Source organism: Arachidicoccus terrestris (assembly GCF_020042345.1).
Taxonomy (GTDB): domain Bacteria; phylum Bacteroidota; class Bacteroidia; order Chitinophagales; family Chitinophagaceae; genus Arachidicoccus; species Arachidicoccus terrestris.
Map to the genome: position 1 here is coordinate 1187954 of NZ_CP083387.1, position 18689 is coordinate 1206642.

Annotated in this window: 20 protein-coding genes; 8 read left to right on the forward strand and 12 right to left on the reverse strand. The window is 43.2% G+C overall.

Annotated features, from left to right (window positions below; translation table 11 throughout):
• Window positions 1-28: 28 nt before the first annotated feature.
• Together K9M52_RS04700 and K9M52_RS04705 are read right to left on the reverse strand one after the other, a co-directional pair.
• A complete protein-coding gene (locus K9M52_RS04700; RefSeq protein ID WP_224070907.1) occupies window positions 29-757 on the reverse strand; it encodes a DUF4290 domain-containing protein in 729 nt (242 codons plus the stop codon).
• A 144-nt stretch (window positions 758-901) separates the two neighbouring features.
• Window positions 902-1390 (reverse strand): YajQ family cyclic di-GMP-binding protein, encoded by a 489-nt coding sequence (locus K9M52_RS04705; protein ID WP_224070908.1) that lies wholly within the window; start codon window positions 1388-1390, stop codon window positions 902-904.
• Window positions 1391-1827: 437 nt separating this feature from the next.
• Here K9M52_RS04705 and K9M52_RS04710 point away from each other — a divergent pair, with 437 nt between their 5' ends.
• Genes K9M52_RS04710 through K9M52_RS04720 form a run of 3 tightly spaced genes read left to right on the forward strand, consistent with a single transcriptional unit; the run spans window position 1828 to window position 3920 of the window.
• Window positions 1828-2367, forward strand: a complete 540-nt coding sequence (locus K9M52_RS04710; protein WP_224070909.1) for a KdsC family phosphatase — start codon at window positions 1828-1830, stop codon at window positions 2365-2367.
• Window positions 2368-2384: 17 nt separating this feature from the next.
• Window positions 2385-3323, forward strand: coding sequence for a geranylgeranylglycerol-phosphate geranylgeranyltransferase (locus K9M52_RS04715; RefSeq protein WP_224070910.1), 939 nt, complete (start codon window positions 2385-2387; stop codon window positions 3321-3323).
• 24 nt (window positions 3324-3347) lie between these two features.
• A complete protein-coding gene (locus tag K9M52_RS04720) occupies window positions 3348-3920 on the forward strand; it encodes a Maf family nucleotide pyrophosphatase (protein WP_224070911.1) in 573 nt (190 codons plus the stop codon).
• Between the two features lie 156 nt (window positions 3921-4076).
• Here the strand turns inward: K9M52_RS04720 and K9M52_RS04725 are convergent, their stop codons facing one another.
• From K9M52_RS04725 to K9M52_RS04770, 10 genes are all read right to left on the reverse strand, one after another.
• The gene (locus K9M52_RS04725) at window positions 4077-4694 is read right to left on the reverse strand and encodes an alpha-ketoglutarate-dependent dioxygenase AlkB family protein (RefSeq protein ID WP_224070912.1); all 618 of its coding nucleotides are present in this window, start codon (window positions 4692-4694) and stop codon (window positions 4077-4079) included.
• On the reverse strand, window positions 4681-4926 hold the full coding sequence (locus K9M52_RS04730; RefSeq protein WP_224070913.1) for an Ada metal-binding domain-containing protein: 246 nt from the start codon (window positions 4924-4926) through the stop codon (window positions 4681-4683). The genes K9M52_RS04725 and K9M52_RS04730 overlap by 14 nt, the downstream gene beginning before the upstream one ends.
• Before the next feature lie 3 nt (window positions 4927-4929).
• The gene (locus K9M52_RS04735; protein WP_224070914.1) at window positions 4930-5643 is read right to left on the reverse strand and encodes a 2OG-Fe(II) oxygenase; all 714 of its coding nucleotides are present in this window, start codon (window positions 5641-5643) and stop codon (window positions 4930-4932) included.
• An 11-nt stretch (window positions 5644-5654) separates the two neighbouring features.
• Window positions 5655-6503 carry a methylated-DNA--[protein]-cysteine S-methyltransferase gene (locus K9M52_RS04740; protein WP_224070915.1) on the reverse strand — a complete coding sequence of 283 codons (849 nt, stop codon included), beginning with the start codon at window positions 6501-6503 and terminating at the stop codon, window positions 5655-5657.
• 144 nt (window positions 6504-6647) lie between these two features.
• Window positions 6648-7184, reverse strand: a complete 537-nt coding sequence (locus K9M52_RS04745; RefSeq protein ID WP_224070916.1) for a hypothetical protein — start codon at window positions 7182-7184, stop codon at window positions 6648-6650.
• Between the two features lie 172 nt (window positions 7185-7356).
• Window positions 7357-8502, reverse strand: coding sequence for a hypothetical protein (locus K9M52_RS04750; RefSeq protein WP_224070917.1), 1146 nt, complete (start codon window positions 8500-8502; stop codon window positions 7357-7359).
• Window positions 8499-9134 (reverse strand): ABC transporter ATP-binding protein, encoded by a 636-nt coding sequence (locus K9M52_RS04755; RefSeq protein ID WP_224070918.1) that lies wholly within the window; start codon window positions 9132-9134, stop codon window positions 8499-8501. The genes K9M52_RS04750 and K9M52_RS04755 overlap by 4 nt, the downstream gene beginning before the upstream one ends.
• Window positions 9135-9381: 247 nt before the next feature.
• Window positions 9382-11844, reverse strand: a complete 2463-nt coding sequence (locus K9M52_RS04760) for an AsmA family protein (RefSeq protein WP_224070919.1) — start codon at window positions 11842-11844, stop codon at window positions 9382-9384.
• A gap of 61 nt (window positions 11845-11905) precedes the next feature.
• Complete coding sequence (locus tag K9M52_RS04765; RefSeq protein WP_224070920.1) at window positions 11906-12262, reverse strand: ArsC family reductase; 357 nt, start codon at window positions 12260-12262, stop codon at window positions 11906-11908.
• 25 nt (window positions 12263-12287) lie between these two features.
• Window positions 12288-13028, reverse strand: a complete 741-nt coding sequence (locus K9M52_RS04770) for a pyridoxine 5'-phosphate synthase (protein WP_224070921.1) — start codon at window positions 13026-13028, stop codon at window positions 12288-12290.
• 195 nt (window positions 13029-13223) lie between these two features.
• Here K9M52_RS04770 and K9M52_RS04775 point away from each other — a divergent pair, with 195 nt between their 5' ends.
• The 5 genes from K9M52_RS04775 to rnr all read left to right on the forward strand — a co-directional run bounded on the left by K9M52_RS04775 (window position 13224) and on the right by rnr (window position 18687).
• Window positions 13224-14075 (forward strand): DUF3822 family protein, encoded by an 852-nt coding sequence (locus K9M52_RS04775; protein WP_224070922.1) that lies wholly within the window; start codon window positions 13224-13226, stop codon window positions 14073-14075.
• 14 nt (window positions 14076-14089) lie between these two features.
• On the forward strand, window positions 14090-14647 hold the full coding sequence (locus tag K9M52_RS04780) for an RsmD family RNA methyltransferase (RefSeq protein ID WP_224070923.1): 558 nt from the start codon (window positions 14090-14092) through the stop codon (window positions 14645-14647).
• 89 nt (window positions 14648-14736) lie between these two features.
• Window positions 14737-15342 (forward strand): 5-formyltetrahydrofolate cyclo-ligase, encoded by a 606-nt coding sequence (locus K9M52_RS04785; protein ID WP_224070924.1) that lies wholly within the window; start codon window positions 14737-14739, stop codon window positions 15340-15342.
• Window positions 15323-16390: a tetraacyldisaccharide 4'-kinase gene (gene lpxK, locus K9M52_RS04790; RefSeq protein WP_224070925.1), complete on the forward strand. Its 1068-nt coding sequence runs from the start codon at window positions 15323-15325 to the stop codon at window positions 16388-16390. The genes K9M52_RS04785 and lpxK overlap by 20 nt, the downstream gene beginning before the upstream one ends.
• Window positions 16391-16392: 2 nt before the next feature.
• Entirely contained in the window at window positions 16393-18687 is a 2295-nt protein-coding gene (gene rnr, locus K9M52_RS04795) for a ribonuclease R (protein WP_224070926.1), read from the forward strand.
• Window positions 18688-18689 lie beyond the last annotated feature (2 nt).

Genomic DNA, 18689 nt, shown 5'->3' on the forward strand with positions numbered 1-18689 from the left:
AAACTCAATATGACTTGAATCAGCCGAACTAATAACGCTTTTTATAACCGCTATTGCTATTACGGTTACTATTATTACGGCCGTTATTATTCCTGTTATTATTATTATTATTATTACGGTTCATGTTATTCCCCCTGTTGTTATTGTTGTTGCTTCTGGGGGTATAATTTCGTCTGGCGCCGGTACTTACCGGGCCGAAGCTTGGTTTGAAGTCTTCCAGTTCTTTACGAATATAAGGTGCATTGTTGAAAGTAAGGTGCCCCTGAGAAAGCGCATCCAATTCGGTTTGTAATACCTGATCAGAAACGGCTTCCTTGTGCCAGTTATTATAAGAAAGCTTCATGTAGTAAGCAATGGCATTCGCCAATCCCTGTTTTTTCTCTTCATTTTCCTCGGAAAGCGCCTTTTCCACGACTACTTCAATGTTTTTGCCTAAATGCCTTTTCTTAGGATATCTTTTAGGATAAGGTAGCGGCTCGGGTTTCACTTTGTAGTTCTCACGGGTTGGAATGGGATAAGGGCTTTCTACTTCCAGTTTAAAATCACTCATGTAATAAAGATGATCCCACAGTTTATGCCGGAAGTCCTCAACATTCTTCAGGTGAGGGTTTAAAAAACCCATCAACTCAATGAGTACGCCTGCCTGTTGTTGTCTTGTTTCTTTATCTTCAATGGTAAGCAGATAATCTACCATTTTTTGAATGTGACGGCCATATTCCTTCATAACCAGGCCGGTACGTGCAGTATTATATTCCATAAAATTATTGAATTGCAAAAATAAACTATTTTACTGACAAAATGCAGTTAAGAATAAGCTCCTGGCAAACCTTCATCCATCCTTATTCAGGACCGATTCTGCAGGTCTTTAAGCGTGTGAAGAACTTTTCTGACAAAATATGACTTACTTCATGTTAATAAATGTGAGCGGCAACTTGATATCAGAAGATTTAAGGGACTGAATCACCTCCTGCAGATCATCTATTTTCTTTCCGGTAACGCGCACCACATCATCCATGATCTGCGCCTGTACCTTCAGTCCGGAATCTTTAATATGTTTAACGATTTTTTTAGCATCTGCCTGCTCTAGTCCGTTTTGGACCGGGACTTCTTTTTTAATCACCTTGCCGCTAGGATAGGCATCCTTATCAAAATTAAAGGCGGATGGATCAATCCCCTGTTTCATCGACCGGCTGATCAGTACATCAATAAGCTGTTTCATTTTCATCTCTGATTCCACTTCCAGATGCACAACAAAAGCTTTTTTATCCAGGCTAACTTCTACAGGAGACCCTCTGAAGTCAAAGCGATTACTGATTTCTTTCTTAACAGTATTTACCGCATTATCCAGGGTCTGTAAATCGACCTTGCAGGCAATATCAAATGAGGGCATAAGTCTATACTAAGTTTAACGAATGAATGGTATTATTCAAAATCCTAATTAGGTAGTCCACGGTTAATATGGACGCTACCTGAACTTCAAAGTTCAAATTGTAACCGGTCTTTGCCACAACCTTATACATGCTATTGCAAATTTCCGGCCAGTGACTGATCTTACTTACAAAACTGCACTTTTCCTTAAAATTAGGCGGATAAGCTTGCCGGGTCCGATTGCTCAATCTGGTAACATCTACTTGCCATGCTATATTTGTAATATCAGCTTTTTCAGGAAAAGGTCCTAAAAAAGTGCTGCCTTTATACAAAATGGGGAAATCAATGAATACCAGCAGGGTGACTGATTACAAAAATAAGAATTTATTGAAACATTGCCAGCCTTTTGGCTTTTTAATTTTACTTTTGTTTGAGACATACTGAGAAAACCCCCGCTTTATGAACGCATTAGAACTTTTTAGGCAAGTAAAGGCATTTGTCTTTGATATTGACGGAGTTATGACGGACAATACCGTCCTTGTATTGCCGGATTTCAATATCGATGGCAAAATTGTCATGGCACGTACCATGAGTGTCCGGGATGGGTATGCCATCCAGCTGGCCGTTAAATTGGGCTATCCGGTGGCTGTCATCTCCGGTGGCAAGGAAACCGGCGCCGGCAAAAGGCTCCACGATCTGGGGGTCAAGCATGTTTTTATGGATGTAAAGGATAAAGTGGCTTGTTTTGAAGCCTTTATCAGTGAATATGACCTGGACCCTTCTAGCGTCCTTTTTATGGGTGATGATATTCCAGATTATCAACTCATGCAAATTACCGGAATCAAGACCTGTCCGGCGGATGCCTGTAATGAGATTAAGGCCATCGCTTCTTATCTGTCGCCGATCAAAGGCGGTCAGGGATGTGTCAGAGACGTTATCGAAAAGACACTTAAATTGCAAAATAACTGGCCTTTAACCACCGATATAAAAGCGCAGTAGTCTAAATCTCAGATATCATGTTACAAGGGATAAGTGCTTTTATCAAATTGATTCGCTGGCCTAATCTGGTATTCATATTTATTACCCAGATACTCTTTGAATTTACGGTTATCATACCGGCATTTAGAGAAGCAGGCCTTAGCCCTAACCTGTCAGGCAGCTATATCTATTTATTAGCCTTATCCTCAATACTGATCGCTGCCGGAGGCAATATTATCAATGATTATTTTGACGTCAATATCGACCTGATCAATAAGCCCCACAAGGTCATTATCAGTAAATATATCCATCGGCACTGGGCCATATTATGGCATATTCTGCTCAGCCTGGCGGGAGTGCTGTTGGGTTTATTTATTGAATTTAAGACCCATGCTTACCTGTTAGGGCTGACCAATCTACTCTGTGTGGTCCTTTTATTTGTCTATTCCATCGTTTTGAAAAGAAAGCCTCTTTCAGGCAACATTGTCATCGCTCTGTTAACAGCATGGACGGTATTGGTGGTCACTTTTTGCGAAAGTAACTTGCTTTTTGCATCGGGAACCCGTCTCCCGCTATCAAAGATTACCCGTCTGACTTTTCTATATGGCGGCTTTGCCTTTATCCTGACCCTTGTCAGAGAAATGATCAAAGACATGGAAGATATAGGCGGTGACAGCCGTTATAACTGCCGAACCTTCCCCATTGTATTTGGCGTGAATGCAGCCAGGATCTATGTAGCTGTCTGGCTGGTCGTTTTATTGGCGCTGCTGGCTATCATGACAATTTATGTACTGCAATTTGGCTGGTGGCTGAGTGCGATATATTGTGTCGGACTGTTGATTGTTCCCACTGTACAACTATTTAAAAAATTACTTAAATCCGCTGAAGGTAAAGACTTTCATGAAATGAGCAGCCTGGTCAAATGGATTATGCTAACAGGTATACTCACCATGCTGTTTCTAATTCTGCATGTATAGCCTTACCTTCTCGCATGACACTTTATGGATCAAAAGAAATTGATATTGGCTTCCGGCTCTCCCAGAAGAAAGCAGCTGCTCGAAGCCATCGGTATTCCATTTACCATACAAACCGCCAATACCGCAGAAGACTACCCGGAAGCTTTATCCGTTATGGATATTCCCGTTCATATAGCTACTAACAAAGCTAAAACAGTAGCAGCTATTACTACTGCTACTGATATCATTCTGGCTGCAGATACCATTGTCGCCTTAGGTGACAGTGTCCTGGGCAAGCCCAGAGACCTACAGGAAGCAAAAGACTTTCTTAAGCGATTGTCGGGGAAAACACATCAGGTAATTACCGGCGTGTGCCTTTATTACGAACGGAAGGCGCATGGATTTGCCGTTAAAACAGATGTTCATTTTATGGAGCTCAGTGATGAACAGATAAACTATTATGTTGACCATTTTGCGCCTATGGATAAAGCAGGTGCCTATGGTATACAGGAATGGATCGGCATGGTGGGCATTGATGAAATCCACGGGGATTATTACAATGTGGTAGGGCTTCCCGTGAGTGCAGTAAAAAAGGCGCTTACTGCATTAGGACTATAGTCAGTCTTTGCAAGCATCACATTGATGGCAAATACCTCTTTTATACCAGTGGCACAGCTGAAAAAGATACACGGATACACTGCTGAGGTTCGACAAGCTTCTTAAAAACCTAAAAGAACAATCACAAATTGAACAATAACCAGCCGGGCCTTGTCATTATCTTTGATGCTCAACAATCGTTCTGAACGTCAAATTCACTCTGGGCCTGGAAATCTTTTTAGTCGGTGGTAATCTATGGAGCCAATGTGTTTGTGTCGTGCCGGCCATAATGAGTAGGCTGCCATGTTCTAAATACAGTTCAACCTTTTCTCCGGTATTCTTATGTTTAAAAGCAAATTTACGTTCAGCTCCAAAACTCATGGAGCCGATGGCCCCATCTTTCTTAAGGTCTGTTTCTCCATCACTATGCCACGCCATTGCCTCTTCCCCATTATGATAGAGATTCAGAAGGCAAGAATTAAAAGTCTCTCCGGTTTGTTTTTCAACCTGTAACTTTAATTCAAGCAGCTCTCCGGTCCAGGGCAGGGCGTATTTAGTTGTTTTAGAGTAAGTATAGGAAAATGGCTTTTCTCCATACCAGGCTACCTTACGCTTGGTAAAGATCTTCCTTCCCATGATGACAGCCTCATCATTGCGCCATGCTATAGTCTCTGATAAGACATTCATATAATGATCGGCTTTTTGCTGAGATAGTATTTTACCATAGTAATGCACGATACCATCATAGGGGAGCCAATTTTTATCCTGGTCAATTGTCTGATTAAATAAATCCATCTTTCCATTTTTTATAAGTCCGCCTTAAACAATGACCGCAAGGCCGATAACCGTTTTGAATCGCCTCCGGTTCTGACACAAAAAACACCCTATTGCTCTTTTTCATTTTTCTACCGGAAGCGCAACTCAAAAGGCCATAAATCTTAAGTTTACTGTTACCGGCAAAGATAAGTTCCCTGTGTCTGATTTTGCTCCTTAAAGTGCTATCTTGAATATCCACATGTCGTATCATGCGCTAATTATTCGCATCGTGAAAGATAACGCCTAAGGTGTACCGTTCTCCCTTTTTCACTTCACTAACCCCATGCTTTACATTGACACGGTAGTAGCCTCTACTGCCCTTTTCAGGCCTAAAATTAGTGGTAAAGATAACGGCATCCCCCTTCTTCGGGCGGAGAACTGTCACCTTCGATTGCGCTCTGGGTATTTGCTGGGTTAATACGAACTCGCCGCCCGTATAGTCCTCATCCGGTTCACTGAGCATCAGTACCACCTGCATGGGGAAATAAATATCTCCATAGAGGTCCTGATGCAGTGTATTAAAACCACCAGGTCCATACTTTAATATTAATACCGTTGCTTGCTTCTGCTCCTGTCTGTGACATTCAGTAAGTAGACCGGCATGGGTTAAAGGAAATTGCACTCCCATATTCAACACTTTACACCAACTGTTGGCAATCGGAGCCAATCTGGTATACAGATATGTCCTGATCTGCTCGATAAGGCCGGGCAACGGATAGTCAAAATACTTATACGTTCCTAATCCAAATCGATATCTGGCCATTACCACTGTTTTTCGATAAGGATCAGGGTTATCGTAGGACGATCTGACAGACCGGCACTGTTGATCAGTAAGCAAACCTGGGAGGATTGCATAACCGTTATGGTGCATGGCTTCGGTTATCCCCTCCCAATCTGCTTTGTTTATTTTACGCAGAATATCTTCCATTATTGTGTTTTTTAAATTGCTGACTGAGACTTCACGCCCTCCCACCCGATAATAGCGGTCTTCCTGGTGGTTCCCCACATATATCCCCCGAAGGTCCCTGAAGATTGAATAACCCGGTGGCAGGGAATCAGATAGGCAACAGGATTGCTGCCAATAGCAGAACCAACCGCCCTGGATCCGTTAGGACTGCCGACCTCTCCGGCAATTCGTCCGTAGGTAGAAAGTTTCCCCATGGGAATCTTAAGCAGGCTTTCCCAAACCTTTAGCTGAAAATCAGTCCCTTTCAGATGAAGCTTGATTTCCGGAAGCTTGCTCCAGTCATTTTGAAAGATAAATAATGCATTTTGTTGTAGCAGATCCAATTTCTGCTGAAAAACAGCGTTCGGGAATTTCAGCAGAAGATTCTGCAACGCCTTCTGCTCATCTTCTTCAAATGCCATATAGCAAACGCCTTTGGATGTAGAAGCGACAATCAATGGGCCAAATGGGCTCTCTGCAAAACTATAATTGATCTGCAGGTTTTTAGCACCGTGCTTATACTCCGCCGGCGTCATGCCCTCGATACGAACGAATAAATCATGCAGCCTGCTGGTGCTGGAAAGGCCGGTTTCAAACGCGGTATCAAACAAAGTTGCCTGACTTTCCTGTAACATCCTTTTAGCGTGCTCAACACTTATATATTGCAAAAATTTTTTAGGGCTGGTACCCGCCCACTGAGTGAACATCCTTTTAAAGTGAGAAGCGCTAAGATGCACTTTCTCCGCTACTACTTCTACACTGGGTTGGTCCTTAAAATGTTGCCGTATATATTCGATGGCTTCCGCGATCCGGTTGTAGTCGATATTTGCCTGTGTTTCCATCACGAACTTAATTTTAATATTGGAAATTATACTGCAAATTTCCGCAGAAGCTCCCAACCAGAAAATCCGATTTGTGCTATTTTGATCAGTAACTGTCGAGGCACATTCTACAACAGCGACTCAGCAACCACTGTCCGGCACGAACTACAAAAACTCAATATAAATGACAAAATAATGCGGAATTTTAAAATGGCTGCCCAGCTTTTCGGGGGAAATATCAGATTGAGCCACTTCACAATAAGAGCCGGATCCGTCCGGACGAATTGTCGGCGTGATGATCGCAAACACAGCATTCATTACATCAATATTTAATTCTAAGCGTTGCTTTTCCCCAAAAAAATCCGTTAGCGCATAATCATCTGCTTTATTTATCAACGGCAAATAGGTCTTTCTGCTTCCGAATCCATTACCAAAGACCTGCGCTTTCAACTGTCCATCTGCCAGTTTGAATGCATATACCAGCGACAGCGAATCTGCTTTAATGTTAAAAAAATCCGATTCCTTACCCTCAAACAATATTGTAGAATCTGCCAGCCTGCCATCTTTGAATTCTCTGAGTAAAATCTTATAGGTTTTACCGCGAAGCGCCGTTCCTTTAAAATTGAGCTGTTCAAAATAAATATTTTCAAAATTCAACAGGTTTTGGAGATCCCGGTTCTCACTACCATATTTTTTGCTCATAGTCACGGTGTGCTGTCCGTAACTGAAGCAAAATGTAAACGTACATATCAGCAATAAAATATATCTGTTCGTCATACATATAAATTAGATGGTAAACGCTGAAAAGTTATCAACTGCCCCTACAAATTTAAAAACAAATCCATAAACGCCACTGCCGAAAAACGCCTGAGGCTCACCCCTGGCAATAATACCTGATCCGAAACAATATATAGGCGGCGACAAAAAAGCCAAGGACGGCCAGCCAGAAAAATCCATACAGGGTAACAACAAAAGCGACGCACATGAGCAGGAACCCAGCCTTTAATACGGCCTTTAAATTAAACTGCAGATAGGCCGAAAAATAATAAAAGAAAAGGAGAATGCACCATTCAGACAACATGCCAACAAGCGCCAACCATCCATAACCGGCAAGCCATAAAATTAAACATTCGGGAAGAACAATAATCCAATGGCTCCTTCCCGCGGAAAAGAAAAAATGACGTATCTGGCTAACCGGCAGCCCCCGAAGGTCCCTGAACCGGTCTTCCATAAATTTCGCCGCTCTAAACGCCAACAGGCCGTGTGCGCTGCCGATCAGCAGAAAGCTAAGCCACCATTGCCGGGGCGACATTGCGGCCTCCCTCTCCCAGTGGATCATCAAAAAGGTCAGTAACAGCGTCACGCATTTTGTAATGAGCACGGCAGGCAACTCCTGAACCAGGCTATAGGTCAATATCATCCACTTTGTCAAGTTCAGCTTTGACACCCTGCTAATAACCGGATAACCTTTTTTCTTCTCCGGAATGCGCAAAAGTTGCCGGTAATTCACGCAGGTGACTATAATAATCAACATCAGAAGACAAAACACAATCACAATTCCATATATAGCCACGCCCTCATATAGCGACATGACTAAGCAGGCCAGCCCGTAAATCAACAGCGGCAGGCTCAGCCATAATTCAATTTTAAACCATACCCACCACTGAGTTCTCTTAGGCAATATGCCCAGGCTCTGTTTTAAAAATCCGTAATCATCCTGCAAGAGCAACTGCTTAACAAATAACCGCGTCTTCATCAGATAAAAGCCGGCCAGCACCAGAAAAAGTATAACCATGAACTGGTGGGTCACCATAAAAATCATCAGCACAAAATGCCAGAAAAAACTTTCAGAAGCGGGTATTTCGCCCAGATAATTGATAAATAAAAAACTGCCGATAAAAAGGACATACAAAAACAAAAAGGTACCCGCATGTTGCCGGTAAAAGGGCCCCACAAACAATCGCCTCATTACGCTGCCGGCGCTAAAAAACCGGTTCCTGTTACCGATAAAACGACTCATAGGTTTTGCAGTTTTCCGTTTTCCAGCAGTAGCGTTTGCAGATGACCGGGGCCGAGATCCCGATCACCGTAACTTAGATGGGAAGCGATGATAAAACCAACCTTATATTTTTCATGAACGGCCCAGATAAAACCACTCAACTTATCAGCCGAAGCGATATCTAATCCATTGAAGGGTTCATCCAGCAAAATCCACTCGGGACGACCTGTAAAAGCCAGTAGTAGAGAAAGCTTCTTGAGCATGCCGCTCGAATATGCCCCTGTGGCCTTATCCAGAAACTCATTTACCGAAAATCCTTCCATTAAATCATTCAGATCCCAACAGGCATCCCCTTTGATTTTTTCAAAAAAGCTCAATAAGTGCCGGCCCGTCAGAAACGCAGGGAACTGCGGCTCTGCAGGCGCATAGCTAACTTTCTTTCTGCAAAGCCTTGGGCTTTGCTTAATAAACGTACCATTTATGCTGATCTGACCTTCAAACGGTAGCTGAGCCGCCATAGAAAGAAGCAGGGTGCTTTTTCCGGAACCATTGACCCCCTTCAATAAATACCAGCCTTTTTCAATAGACCACTGTTCTATATCAAGGACAGAGCGTTGATTGTATTTTTTGGAAAAGTTCACGAGTTCGATCATAACATCTACTTTGATGAATAACTAAATCAGGATGAATTCCTGAAATTAACACCTCTATTTCAACTTGAAAATTGTAGGAATGTTAAACCCTTCTTTTTTTTTATAAGCGGTTATGCGCCTGTTTGTATACCATCCAGATTTGTGGTACATTAAAAAAGCACAGGCCCATTTACAAGGCGATAACTGTTAACAAGCTATCCGCCAGGAACGCTCAAGCAACCGGAGTATCATGACACAACACCCGCATTTACTCATCCTCCCCATTTGGCCCCTTATGCAATGGATCCCACACGATCTTTACTTCTCCGTCTTTATCATCACGTGCTCTTAAATAAAGAACAATACCTTTATTTTTTTTGGGTTTCAGGCCTCTTGCTTTCCTGTCTGCTACTTTCTGAGGGTTTCTAAGTGGTACAACAATACCGATATCCGTTCCTGGCCCGAAGGCATAAATGCCGTTCAGGCTGAGGTTGATAGCCGTTGAATGAATATTCATTTCCGGGATATGCACTTTCCCATTGTCAATGGTCAACACATTGCTGACAGGTTCAAAATAGATATGGGACAGATTGCGCCTGCGGAAAACGAACTTTTGTATTGTCTCAAAAGGTCCGAAATTAATCAATTCTCCATTTTTGAGTTTAAAAGACACCACTCCCGTAAGGCTTTCCTTTACAATATCAGACTGGCTATTCAACTTGCCCTTAATATTGATTTTTCCAGAGAAATCCCCCGCTATGTTTTTTGATGTAAGGGTCCTTTGCCCCAGATTATCCAGGCCATAGAACAGTTTGGAAGTATTAATACCGCTTAAATTAGCATTGAGTGAAAAGGGCACCGCCGTTGAATCCGGATTCATCATGACAGAAGCCTCCAGCGAACCATCCGCAAACTGCATGGTCAAGGGTGACAGTCTGATATTATCTTCATTCATTTCCAATACGCCTTTTACATTTCTCGCTGCGAATGAGCTATAATATAGTCGGTTTACTGATGCATTAATTTTCATGGAGCTTTTGTCCATCAATAAGGCCAGTCTCTCATTAACCCGGTGGTATTTCCGGCGCTGCTGTGCGGCAGATTTATTTGCCTTTACCTGTGTCAATCCTTTAAACTCCTGTAAATTCAGCGTGTCGCTATGTAAAAACCATTCAAACGTTGCCTTCTGTGGATCGTCAAAATACACATTCAAGAATTGACGTGCAATGCCGTGAAGTTCAATATCACTTTTACCAGTAGAAAGCGTACTGTTTTTAATGACCAAATCGGCACCATTAAAGTTCAGGTCAATAAAACCTTCTGAAAAATGAACATTATGTGGTACATACGTAAAAGCCGCATCCTTAATTTTCAGTCCTCCCATGATGCTGTGCCCGAGACTATCGTGAGTGGCTACCCCTCCATGATAATGCACTTTCAGATCAGCCGACCCCTTCGTGAAATTAAACGTCTGACTTAGAGCAGTATTGAGCCGACTAACAGGAAATCCGGATCTTAACTGAAAATCCAGTAAGGGGTGCTTCAGGTTCATCAATTGAATACTATCGGCAATAATTGGGATGTCCAGATAATTGGCCGTCAAATGGTCGACTGTCACGGCCGAATTGTCATCCCCTTTTCCTCTGCCCGGCACGACCTGGTTACTAAAATTACCTGCAAAACTGGCGTTTTTCAATACCCCAAAATTTGTCTGAATATCATTACCTGTTGTCTGCCACCTGGCATGAACCAATGGCGTGTCAGGTGAGGTAAACGCCCCTTTTAAGGACACTTGCAATGAAATATCTCTAGCTAAGTTGAATTTTTTCAACTTATCGGAAATATTTTTATTCAGAATGGATAGACTTTCCTTGTAACTGATTTTAGGCGCATCCACTTCAATCCTAAACCCAGGCTTTGGAGCTTTAAAATCAAAGGTAGCTGCCAGTTTCATTATAGCAGAGCCGACCTGTAATTGTTGAAAGGGTAACTGCAACTGCCCCTTGGCCCGGTCGTAGACTAATCTCAATTTTCCTTTAAAATCCTTATCTACCATATATCCACCCTTGGCGAGATTAAAACCCAACTGACCCACATGCAACCAGGTAGCTGCCACAATATGCATAACATTGCCTTTTTCTGACGCCGCTCCCGTAAATTCCTTGATCAAGACCTGAATCTTCTTGTTCTTCACCTTTTGATCAAAGGTGAAAAGAATATTATCCAGCTGAAAATTGCCGATATGTATTTCCTTTTTGCTTTTTTCAGGCGAACTGTTTTCTTTCTTTTTGAGCAGATAGCTATTGGTATATCCGCCGGAATCTGTAAATAAATTCATCTCTCCATCGGCCAGGGTAACTTTATTTATCTGCGGATTTCCGCCAAGCATGGAAAAGAGATTAAATTTTACATACACAGATTTAAATTGCATCAAAGGGCGCCGGTGTGTTTTATACATGCTGTCACTCAGCGCCACCTCCTGTAATTCCAGCGCAACATCGGGGAAACTTTTAAAGAATGCCGGTTGCATATCTTTAATTGTAAATTTCCCTTCTATATGTTCACTGACTGAACTCGTTATCTTTTGAAGTAATTGCTGTTTATGCGTATTAATATACCAACCTGCCAATAACCATACGATCACCAATAGCAATACCAGCCCTGACAGCGACAATGCTGCAATTTTTGCCCATTTCGGGAACTTGCGTGGTGATTTGGTTGCTGTCTCCATGGTGATTTCCGGTTGTTATCGGGTATTTAATCCGTCAGTTGGTCTACCCAGTGGACCGCGATCAGACTGTCCAATCTATCGCGTCATAGGTCTCCTGATCAAAACCCAGTGCAATTACTTTGCCATCTAATTCAATCAGTGGTCTTTTAATCACACTGGTTTTGGCAATAGCCAGGTCAAAGGCCGCTGCTTTAGAGGTAATGCTGTTCTTTGTCTGTTCATCCAATGCTCGCCAGGTTGTTCCTTTTTTATTGATCAAAGGCTCCCACCCTATCTGACTGGCCCAGCCGGTTAATTTCTTTTTAGTGATACCTGCTTTTTTATAGTCATGGAAAATATATGGCACTTTCCGGCCATTCAGATAATCCAGCGCTTTTTTAACAGTGTTGCAGTTTTTAATCCCGTATACGGTGTACATAAGTTTGTTTTTAAGGGAGTTACTTTTATGAATTTACGACGGCCGTCGATCCTGCCAGACGGCGTCTATACATCTGAATCGTATTTTCAAGACCCAGATAAAGGGCATCACAGATCAATGCATGACCAATAGACACTTCGTCCAGCTGGGGGATATTATCTTTGAAGAACTTCAGGTTGCTCAGATCCAGATCATGACCTGCATTGAGTCCTAACCCCAGTTCTTTGGCCTTTTCGGCCGCAATGACATATGGCGCTATCGCTTTAGTACGATTCTCCATAAATCCTCTGGCATAGGCCTCCGTATAGAGTTCCACCCGGTCTGCACCCGTCGTGGCAGCTGCCGCCACCATTTCCGGTACAGGATCCACAAACAGGCTCACCCGGATACCGACCCTTTTGAAGACCGATACAATCTTTTTGAGATAATCCTGATGCTTAACGGTATCCCAGCCATGATTACTGGTAATCTGCCCCGCACTATCCGGAACCAATGTCACCTGATGAGGCTGTACTTCTAAAACAAGATCCACGAACTTTTGCTCCTGGCAATTCCCTTCCACATTAAATTCAACCTGAATGTTTTTTCTGATTTCCCGGACATCACTATATCTAATATGGCGTTCATCTGGTCTGGGATGAACAGTAATCCCCTGAGCACCAAATCGTTGAGCATCGATCGCTGCCGCCAGCACATCAGGGTTATTTCCGCCACGGCTGTTCCTTAAAACAGCAATTTTATTTATATTTACACTAAGTTTGGTCATTTTACATTGATTTTTTCCTGATCATTGATATATGATAATTTGCAGACTGGTCATAAAAGAGCCACATCTGGTCATTATACAGACGCAATATGGATGATTCTGAGGTCACTCTACTCAAATGTACATTAAAATTAATCAAAAATTTCGGGCCACCTTTCGTATTATTGCAAACAAACCTATTTTCCAGTAAAATCTATGCTACAGAAAACCTTTGAATTACAAGCCACATCGCCTAAAAGCCGCATTTTGCAATTGGAACTGGGGCCTGCACATATTACAGTCAGTACTTTTGATACAACATTTAAACCCATAGGTCAATTAGAGCATTTTAATTTTAAAACCACGGAAAGCCAGGATTGGTCAGCACTCTGGTCAGCTTTAAAAGACCAGTCTGCCATCCTTGCAGAGACAACCCCTGTAGAAAAAGTACTGGTAACCTGGGAGAATGACCAGGTTCAACCCATCCCGGCGGCCTTGTACCATACCGGTGATCAGGAGGCCATTTTCCAGTACAACAAAGCAAGCATCAGCAGGCAGGAAGCATTTTATCAACATCTTGCGGACACAGCGGGAGATTATGTTTTCAGCTATAGTGTGCCAACAGCCATGTATGAAATCCTATCAGCGGCCTATCCAGAGGCCATCCACCAGCATAAGCAGGCCGCTATTACCCGGAAAATCAATAGCTTTTCGGACGCGTATCCCCTTAAAGCCTTACTGGTCTTTTACCAGGATCATTTTATTCTGACGACCTTTAAAGCAGATAAACTGCAACTTATTCTTTCCAGATCCTTTAATCATGGAGCAGACATTGTATATCATTTATTAAGCGCCATTCAGCAAGCAAGCTATAGCCCCGATCAGTGTTGTGTTTATCTGTCCGGATTAATAGATGGAGATTCCGCTCTTTTCAAGGAAATATATAAGTTTGTGCCTATTATTGATGTGGACAGGATGCAGGATACGGATTTTTTAACGGACCACCCGGATTACCCGTCCCACTTTTTTGTACCTTTTTATAAATATATCCAGGATAGCCTGGTTTAATGCAGAGAATAAATATGAGAATTATATCCGGCATTCACGGTGGCAGAAAAATCAAACCGCCCGCCAAAATGCCTCATACCAGACCCACGACCGATATCGCCAAGGAAGGCTTATTTAATATATTGAACAACCGGATGTCTTTTGAGGCAATAAAGACCCTGGATCTTTTTGGCGGTACGGGATGCATTAGTTATGAGCTGGCCTCCAGAGGCGCCACTGATCTTACGATCGTGGAAAAGGATGCCATCATGTCTCAATTTATTCAACAAAATATGGATATGTTGCAGGTCGGAGGCGCCCGTGTTTTACGCCTCGACGTTTTTCAGTTCATTGAGAGCTGCACGGATAAGTTTGATTTTATTTTTGCCGGCCCCCCTTATGCACTGGGTACCATTGATGAACTGCCCAGAAAGATTGTCGGCGGAGGACTTATTGCGCCTGATGGCTATTTTGTACTGGAGCACACACCCAGAAACAATTATGAGGGATTTGAGGGGTTTGAGATGCAACGCAATTACGGCACAACTGTATTTTCGTTTTTTAGAAGCGGGAAAAGCCCGGATACAGTCTGAGAGGACGAACTGTGGTACTTAGTGCGGTCAGGAACTGGCAATTGCTGATGTGTGTTAAAAAATCCGGTAACCAAATCAATGAATCAACTGTGGATACCTTAAACAGCTATAACAAGAAAGATCTCCGGGCCTATTACAAAAAACTGCGCTGTTCCTTGACAGACGAGCAGGCCAGGAAAATGGACCAGGAAATCATGATACAATTCCGGAAGATCCCAATCCAGGGAAAAGGTTTGAAAGCTGCACTTATCTATATACCCATATCCCATACCAGGGAGGTCGACACGAAACAATGCATACAGTATCTACAGGAAGAAATTAAGCCCGGGCTGCAGGTCGCCTTTCCAAAAACAAATTTCACCACTTTGGATATGGACGCGATACTTCCGGAAGCTGCTACCACCTTTACTGAGACAAAACACAGACTGACAGAGCCTGATGGGGGGCAAAAGATAGCGCCCGGCGCAATAGATGTGGTGCTGCTGCCGCTACTTGTTTTTGATCAGAAAGGTAACCGGGTAGGATATGGGAAAGGTTTCTACGATAGGTTACTCGCTAAATGCAGACCAGATGTGCTAAGAATCGGTTTGAGTTACCTACCGCCAATCACACAAATAGAGGATGTTACTGAGTTTGATATACCTTTAGACTATTGTGCAACACCCGATAGATTATATGACTTTACAAACCAATAAACCAGGGTTGTTAAAAAAGATCCTATTCCCCTTTGCCTGGTTATATGGCTGGGGGGTCAGCATCCGGCATTTTCTGTTTAATAAGGGCATACTGCGCGTCAGGAAATTCGATTTCCCTGTTGTTTGTGTTGGGAACCTCTCCACGGGTGGTACCGGCAAGACCCCTACTGTACTCTATCTGCTCCGCTTACTCGAGGATAAAAGGGTTGCAACGCTTAGCCGGGGATATAAACGCAAAACCAGCGGGTTTCTGCTGGCTTCCGACCAAACGGGCCCTGACCAGATAGGTGATGAACCTTACCTGTTCCATCAGCAATTTCCTCACGCAATCGTCAGTGTAGGTGAAGACAGATGCAGTGCCATTGATCGGTTACGGCTGCTTCCCAGTCCTCCTGAAGTGATTTTACTGGACGACGGATTTCAACATAGAAAGGTTCAGCCGGGCTTTTCTATAATTTTAACAGATTATAGCCAGTTATTTTCCAGGGATTTTTTCCTGCCCGTAGGGCATTTAAGGGATAGTCGTGCTGCCGCCCGCAGGGCGCAGCTCATCATTGTCACAAAATGCCCGACCGACCTCCGGGTTGATGATAAAGAAAAAATAACTGCTGAACTACAGAAGTACGGGCCAAAAATTGTACTTTTCAGTTATATTAACTACCAGCATCCGATTTCTTTAAAAGAAGGGACACTTGCTGATTTAAATGAACCGCCACATGTTTTGCTTATTCACGGTATAGCAAGGGCAAATTCTTTAAGAGCATACGTTAGCCAATTGGATCCGGAATTTAAAGAAATGATTTATAAAGATCATCATGATTATACTGAGGCAGATGTACGTCATATTAATGCAAACTTCCAACAGTTACCTGCCGGCAATCGTATGATATTGACGACACAGAAGGACAGCGTGAAATTAATGCAGTTCGGTGATAAGTTACGTGATCTGCCTATTTACATCCTGCCTATTGAACTGGATTTTTTATTCCAGCAGCGTGCGGTCTTTGATCAGACCATTCACCATTTTATCGAAAATTTCAAGAATTAACTATGTCAAAAAATAAACGAAACACGAAAATTAAAAATAAACAAAAAACGAGAAGCCCGCAAGCCGGCAAAGCAGCCGCCGTGTTGGTCGGTACATTGGATATCACCCGCAGCGGAATGGGCTATGTCATATTAAAAGACCCGGATACCAAGGACATACTGGTGCGGTATCCTGACCAAGGGACCGCATTGCATGGCGATACGGTCGAAGTGAAGGTCACTAAAATCAGCGCTGCCAGTGGACGCCAGGAAGGTAAGATCACCAAGGTGATAGCAAGGCACCAGACAGAATTCATCGGTACGCTCAGCGTATCAGAAAACTATGCATTCTTTATAGCAAATGCTGTTGCTCCCATGCCGGACTTTTACATTCCAAGAGGCAAATACCAGAACCTGCCGGATGGCACAAAGGTCATTGTCCGGCTAACCAGCTGGGATAAACGTAGCAGGAAGCCGGAAGGAGTTGTCGTTTCAACCGTCAGCCCGGACAAAGAGAATGATTTTGCCATGAAAACCTTGCTGACGAATGGCGGCTTTACTATTGGCTTTTCAGAAGAGGTCGAAGCAGAAACCACAGCGTTGCCGACGGTTATAACGGCTGAAGAGATCAGCAAAAGAAAAGACTACAGAGAGACGCTCACCTTTACGATCGATCCTGCTGACGCGAAGGATTTTGATGATGCGATCTCGTTCAAAAAGATAGACCGCAGCTGGTACGAAATAGGTGTGCATATAGCAGATGTCAGTCACTATGTAAGACCGGGCAGTTCGCTGGACGCAGAAGCCGCCTTAAGGGCCACCTCGGTGTACCTGCCGGACAGAGTCAACCCCATGTTGCCTGAACAAATATCCAACGTACTTTGTTCTTTGAGACCGGGAGAAGAAAAGCTGTCCTTTTCTGCCGTTTTTGTGATGAATAAGAAAGGCCAGGTGAAAGAAACCTGGATTGGTAAAACTGTTATCCATTCAGATCACCGTTTTACTTATGAAGAAGTACAGGAAATTATTGATGGCGCCAATGGGCCATACAAAAAAGAGATCCTATGGATGGCAGCAATGACGCAGACCTTGCGCGCAGAGCGTTTCAATAAAGGAGCCATCAATTTCTCTTCTCAGGAAGTAAAGTTCAGGCTCGATGAGAACGGCAAACCGATAGGTATCGAGATTAAGGAAAGTAAGCCTGCCCATCAGTTGGTAGAGGAAATGATGTTAATGGCAAATAAAGCTGTTGCCACATATGCTTCTTCTATACAAGTGAACGGAAAACCGCTACCCTTTCCATACCGGGTTCATGATCAGCCTGACGAGGATAAATTTGCAAGTTTTGTGCCTTTTGCCCGTAAGTATGGTTATACTTTTGATGTCAGTTCCCCCGAGAAAATTGCACAGAGTTTTAATGAAATGCTGGCACAAGCCCAGGGTAAACCAGAGCAACACTTATTGGAACAACTAGGCGTGCGCACTATGGCAAAGGCCGTATACACAACCGAAAATATTGGTCACTACGGGTTAGGCTTTAAAGACTATTGTCACTTCACCTCTCCTATCAGGCGCTATCCGGATGTACTGGTACACCGGATCATTGAAGGCTGCCTGAAAGGGCATCCAGTGGCAGATAATAAGCTAGAGGAGAAATGTAAGCATTGCAGCGATAGAGAGCGCGCCGCCATGGAATGTGAAAGAGCGGGCAACAAATACAAACAGGTGGAATACATGCAACAATACCTGGGTGAAGTCTTTCCAGGTGTCGTATCGGGTGTAGCCGACTTTGGGTTCTGGGTAGAGACCGTCAATGAAAAATGCGAAGGATTGGTCAGCATACACAGTTTGTCCGAGCCATACGATTATATCGCTTCAGAATATATGCTCAAAGGTGAATTCACCAATAGAAAAATACAAATGGGCGATCCGGTAACCATTCAGGTGGTCGCCGCCAATCTGGACAAAAGACAATTAGACTACCATCTGGTAATAGAGTCGGACAAGCCACAAAAGCCTGGCAAAACCGTTTCCAAAGGAAACAAAAGATCAGAAAAAAAACAGCCCAAAGACAAGAACAAAACGGCTCATACAAAAATAAAAACAGAGGTAAAGCCCTCTCGTCCGCAAAGCAAGGGAGGGGCAAACAAAGCGATAAAAAATAAAACGGATGATCAGCGGAAAATTAAGCCCGATGTAACGACGGACAGGAAAACCAAAAAGGCTGGCGCCTCTCCTGCCCCAGATACCTCTAAAAAGAAAAAAACAGCCAGTGCAAGCGGCAAGACCCGTAAAGTAGGGCAAAAAAAGGAAAAGTAGTT

Bases quoted from the DNA above. Each gene is read 5' to 3' on its own strand.
- K9M52_RS04765 (WP_224070920.1), bottom strand. From the start codon at position 12,262: ATGTACACCGTATACGGGATTAAAAACTGCAACACTGTTAAAAAAGCG.
- K9M52_RS04780 (WP_224070923.1), top strand. From the start codon at position 14,090: ATGAGAATTATATCCGGCATTCACGGTGGCAGAAAAATCAAACCGCCC.
- lpxK (WP_224070925.1), top strand. From the start codon at position 15,323: ATGACTTTACAAACCAATAAACCAGGGTTGTTAAAAAAGATCCTATTC.
- K9M52_RS04725 (WP_224070912.1), bottom strand. From the start codon at position 4,694: ATGGATTTATTTAATCAGACAATTGACCAGGATAAAAATTGGCTCCCC.
- K9M52_RS04715 (WP_224070910.1), top strand. From the start codon at position 2,385: ATGTTACAAGGGATAAGTGCTTTTATCAAATTGATTCGCTGGCCTAAT.
- K9M52_RS04705 (WP_224070908.1), bottom strand. From the start codon at position 1,390: ATGCCCTCATTTGATATTGCCTGCAAGGTCGATTTACAGACCCTGGAT.
- K9M52_RS04755 (WP_224070918.1), bottom strand. From the start codon at position 9,134: ATGATCGAACTCGTGAACTTTTCCAAAAAATACAATCAACGCTCTGTC.
- K9M52_RS04700 (WP_224070907.1), bottom strand. From the start codon at position 757: ATGGAATATAATACTGCACGTACCGGCCTGGTTATGAAGGAATATGGC.
- K9M52_RS04720 (WP_224070911.1), top strand. From the start codon at position 3,348: ATGGATCAAAAGAAATTGATATTGGCTTCCGGCTCTCCCAGAAGAAAG.
- K9M52_RS04735 (WP_224070914.1), bottom strand. From the start codon at position 5,643: ATGGAAGATATTCTGCGTAAAATAAACAAAGCAGATTGGGAGGGGATA.
- K9M52_RS04740 (WP_224070915.1), bottom strand. From the start codon at position 6,503: ATGGAAACACAGGCAAATATCGACTACAACCGGATCGCGGAAGCCATC.
- K9M52_RS04770 (WP_224070921.1), bottom strand. From the start codon at position 13,028: ATGACCAAACTTAGTGTAAATATAAATAAAATTGCTGTTTTAAGGAAC.
- K9M52_RS04760 (WP_224070919.1), bottom strand. From the start codon at position 11,844: ATGGAGACAGCAACCAAATCACCACGCAAGTTCCCGAAATGGGCAAAA.
- K9M52_RS04730 (WP_224070913.1), bottom strand. From the start codon at position 4,926: ATGATACGACATGTGGATATTCAAGATAGCACTTTAAGGAGCAAAATC.
- K9M52_RS04750 (WP_224070917.1), bottom strand. From the start codon at position 8,502: ATGAGTCGTTTTATCGGTAACAGGAACCGGTTTTTTAGCGCCGGCAGC.
- rnr (WP_224070926.1), top strand. From the start codon at position 16,393: ATGTCAAAAAATAAACGAAACACGAAAATTAAAAATAAACAAAAAACG.
- K9M52_RS04745 (WP_224070916.1), bottom strand. From the start codon at position 7,184: ATGAGCAAAAAATATGGTAGTGAGAACCGGGATCTCCAAAACCTGTTG.
- K9M52_RS04775 (WP_224070922.1), top strand. From the start codon at position 13,224: ATGCTACAGAAAACCTTTGAATTACAAGCCACATCGCCTAAAAGCCGC.
- K9M52_RS04710 (WP_224070909.1), top strand. From the start codon at position 1,828: ATGAACGCATTAGAACTTTTTAGGCAAGTAAAGGCATTTGTCTTTGAT.